General features: G+C 67.3%; 3 protein-coding genes. 2 read left to right on the top strand and 1 reads right to left on the bottom strand.

Annotated elements, in window-relative coordinates:
* The first annotated feature begins 47 nt into the window (after positions 1-47).
* Positions 48-1,076, top strand: a complete 1,029-nt coding sequence (adhP, locus tag ACYP5B_RS50310) for an alcohol dehydrogenase AdhP (RefSeq protein WP_400092882.1) — start codon at positions 48-50, stop codon at positions 1,074-1,076.
* A gap of 57 nt (positions 1,077-1,133) precedes the next feature.
* Complete coding sequence (locus ACYP5B_RS50305; RefSeq protein WP_459574945.1) at positions 1,134-1,526, top strand: DUF779 domain-containing protein; 393 nt, start codon at positions 1,134-1,136, stop codon at positions 1,524-1,526.
* A gap of 125 nt (positions 1,527-1,651) precedes the next feature.
* On the opposite strand, the gene ACYP5B_RS50300 is transcribed toward ACYP5B_RS50305, so the two are convergent.
* Positions 1,652-3,589 (bottom strand): sigma-54-dependent Fis family transcriptional regulator, encoded by a 1,938-nt coding sequence (locus ACYP5B_RS50300; protein ID WP_400092886.1) that lies wholly within the window; start codon positions 3,587-3,589, stop codon positions 1,652-1,654.
* Positions 3,590-3,686: the final 97 nt, after the last annotated feature.

The following is a 3,686-nucleotide window of genomic DNA, read 5'->3' as shown; positions in this document are numbered from 1 at the left end:
CCCGGCCGGCAGCGCGGGCGTCCTTGCCAACAGCATCAGGAGTCGAGATGACAGCGATGATGAAAGCCGCCGTGGTGCGCGAATTCGGCGCCCCGCTCACGATCGACGAAGTGCCCGTGCCGCAACCCGGGCGCGGGCAGATCCAGGTCAAGATTGAAGCCTCCGGCGTATGCCACACCGACCTCCATGCCGCCGAAGGCGACTGGCCGGTCAAGCCTACCCTGCCCTTTATTCCCGGCCACGAAGGGGTGGGCTATGTCTCGGCGGTGGGCGCGGGCGTGTCCCGCGTGAAGGAAGGCGATCGCGTCGGCGTGCCCTGGCTGTACAGCGCCTGCGGCTACTGCGAGCACTGCCTGCAAGGCTGGGAGACCCTGTGCGAGAAGCAACAGAACACCGGCTACTCGGTCAACGGCGGCTATGGCGAATATGTGGTGGCCGATCCCAACTACGTTGGCCTGTTGCCCGACAGCGTGGGTTTTGTGGAAATCGCGCCGATTCTTTGTGCGGGCGTGACCGTCTACAAGGGCCTGAAAGTCACCGATACGCGGCCCGGCCAATGGGTGGTGATCTCCGGCATCGGCGGGCTTGGCCATGTGGCGGTGCAGTATGCGCGCGCCATGGGGTTGCGCGTGGCGGCGGTGGATATCGACGACAAGAAGCTGGAGCTCGCGCGCAAGCTCGGTGCCGAGGTTACGGTCAATGCACTGACTACGGATCCCGTGGCATTCCTCCAGAAGGAAATCGGCGGTGCGCACGGCGCGCTGGTGACGGCAGTCTCGCCCAAGGCATTCGGCCAGGCTATCGGCATGGTCCGGCGTGGCGGCACGGTGGCGCTCAATGGCTTGCCCCCGGGCGACTTCCCCACGCCGATCTTCGACGTAGTGCTCAAGGGCATCACCATCCGCGGCTCCATCGTCGGCACGCGCAGCGACTTGCAGGAGTCACTGGACTTTGCCGCACACGGGGCCGTCAAAGCGACCGTGTCCACCGCGCCGCTGGAGAAGATCAACGAGATCTTCACGCGCATGCGCGCAGGCGATATCGAAGGCCGCGTCGTCATGGATTTTGCCGCCTGACATTAGCTATCCGAAGTAGCCGTCCGAAGTTGCCATCCGAAGGCAAGGAGCCGCCCGATGCCCGACACCCAGTCACCTGACGCCGTGCAGCGCGTCGTCGCCACGCCTGCCGCGCTGGCGTTGATCGAGCGCCTGCGCGCGCAGCACGGCGCATTGATGTTCCATCAGTCGGGCGGCTGCTGCGACGGCAGCGCGCCGATGTGCTACCCGGACGGCGAGCTGATCGTTGGCGAGGCCGATGTCTGCCTCGGCGAAATCGGCGGCGCGAAGTTCTACATGACACGCGCGCAGTTCGAGTACTGGCAGCACACGCGGCTGGTGATTGATGTGGTGGCCGGGTCGGGTGGGATGTTTTCGCTGGAGGGGCCCACCGGGATGCGGTTTTTGACGCGATCGGAGTTGTTCAGCGATGAGGAAGCGCGGAGGTTGGAGCGGGAACCCGCGCTCTGAAGCGCTGGGCAAAGCTGGCAGGATGCGCCAAAACCATCGGGAATGACGACGGCTGTCGCTCCCTCTCCCACTTTGTGGGAGAGGGAGCGAACACGCGGCGCCGCAAACCTCAGCGCGCCCGGCTCTCAAGCGCCGCGTTTCAGCCGCCGGTAAATCGTGTTCCGCGACAGCCCCAGCTCGCGCGCGGCCAGGCTGACATTGCCGCCGTGGCGCGCCAGCGCCTGGTGGATCATGGCGGCTTCCCGATCGCGCAGGCGCTCGGGGGTACTGGCGGGCGTCATGGGTGTCATGGGTGTCATGGGCATGAAGTCTGGCTCGGCGTCGCCATTCTCCGCGAGCATCAACTCCTGCGCGAAATCCTCGGGCAAATGCTCCACGCGGATCTCGTCTTCGCCTTCGGCCATGATGGCCGCCGTGCGCAGCACGTTGACCATCTGGCGCAGGTTGCCCGGCCAGGGATGGCGCTGGAAATGCGCCAGCACATCCGCCGCAACGCGGGTTGGATGCCCATCGCCGTGCTCGCCATGCTCGGCCTGCGCGAGTTGCTGCGCCAAGATGCGCTCCACCAGCACCGGCAGGTCGGTGCGCTCGCGCAGCACGGGCAGCGTCACCGATAGCGCATTGATGCGGTAGTACAGATCCTCGCGGAAGGTGCCGGCCGCGATCATCGCGCGCAGGTCGCGGTGGGTGGCGCAGATGATGCGCAGGTCCACGGGAATCGCGTGGGCGCCCCCCAGCGGGGTCACGGCGCGCTCCTGCAGCACGCGCATCAGCCGCACTTGCTGCGCCAGCGGCATGTCGCCAATCTCGTCAAGGAACAAGGTACCGCCGTGCGCCTGCACCAGCTTGCCCGGGCTGCCGCGCCGGCGCGCGCCGGTGAAGGCGCCGTCCTCGTAGCCGAACAGCTCCGCCTCGATCAGGGACTCCGGGATCGACGCGCAATTCACGGCGACGAACGGCGCGGCGCTGCGTGGCGAGTCGCGATGGATGGCGCGCGCCAGCCATTCCTTGCCGGTACCGGTGCGGCCCAGCACCAGGATGGGAATATCGCGGCCGCGCACCTTGTCGACCCGCTGCAGCACGGCGGCCATGCGGGCGTCCCCGGTATCGAGGGCGGCCAGCGCCGTGGCGGTTGCCGATGTCGATGCACGCGCCGCCTGCGCGCGGCGCGGCGGCGCGAGCAGCGACATCCGCGCGAACACGAGCACACGGCTTGGCAGGGTCAGCGTCAACAACTGGCCAGACGCATCAAAGCCCTGCTTGAGCGCGGCGCCCAGCGGCATGCCGAACAAGGCGGCAAAGTTCTGGCGGTCCAGCGTATCGGGCGACAGGCCGAGCTGGAACAGCCCGCTGCGGTTGGCCGCCAGGAAGGTGCCATCGGCCGCGAATGCCGCCATGCCTTCGAACAACGTACCGACGAACTCCGGCCGCGCGTGAAAGCGCACCAGCGCGGCATCGGTGAAATGCGTGGCAAACAGATGATTCTCGATCATCTGCGCCGACATGCGCACCAGCGCCATGGTGTGCTTGTGGAAGCCGCGGTGATCGCCGCTCACATCGAGTGCGCCCAGCACCTGGCCAAACGGCCCGGAGATCGGCACGCAGGAACAGGTCAGCGTACGGTTGGCGCGCAGGAAATGCTCGTCGGCATGGATCACCGTCGGCCGGGCCTCGGCCAGCGCGGTGCCGATGGCGTTGGTGCCCTTGCTCGACTCCGCCCACGATACGCCCGGCGCCAATGCCACGCGCCTGGCCCGGTCGGCAAAATCGCCGTCGCCCAGGCTGTGCAGGATCACGCCGCCGCTGTCGGTCAGCAGCACCATGCTCTCGGTATTGGCGATCTGCGCGTGCAAGGTTTCCATGACCGGCAGCGCGTGCTTGTACAGCAACTGGTTGGCGTCGACCAGTTCGTGCAGCGCGCGCATGCCCAGCGATTGATAGTCCGCCGCATGGGTGGCTTCGAGGCCGAAACTGGTCGAGCGCGCATGCGCGCGGGCAATCAGGATGCGGCGCTCCGGATCGGCGTCCGGCGTGGCGGCGTGGCTGGCAAGCGTGCTGCTCATAGCGGCAGGTCTCCTGTTCTGGATCCCGGCGTGGCCGGGTCGGGCCGTCTATGTGCCGGCCTGTCTGGCGGCGTGGCGACCTTGCCGCCAAACCTTA

The sequence above is a fragment of the Cupriavidus sp. 8B genome (assembly GCF_054589115.1).
This window is presented reverse-complemented; position numbering and strand designations above follow the sequence as displayed.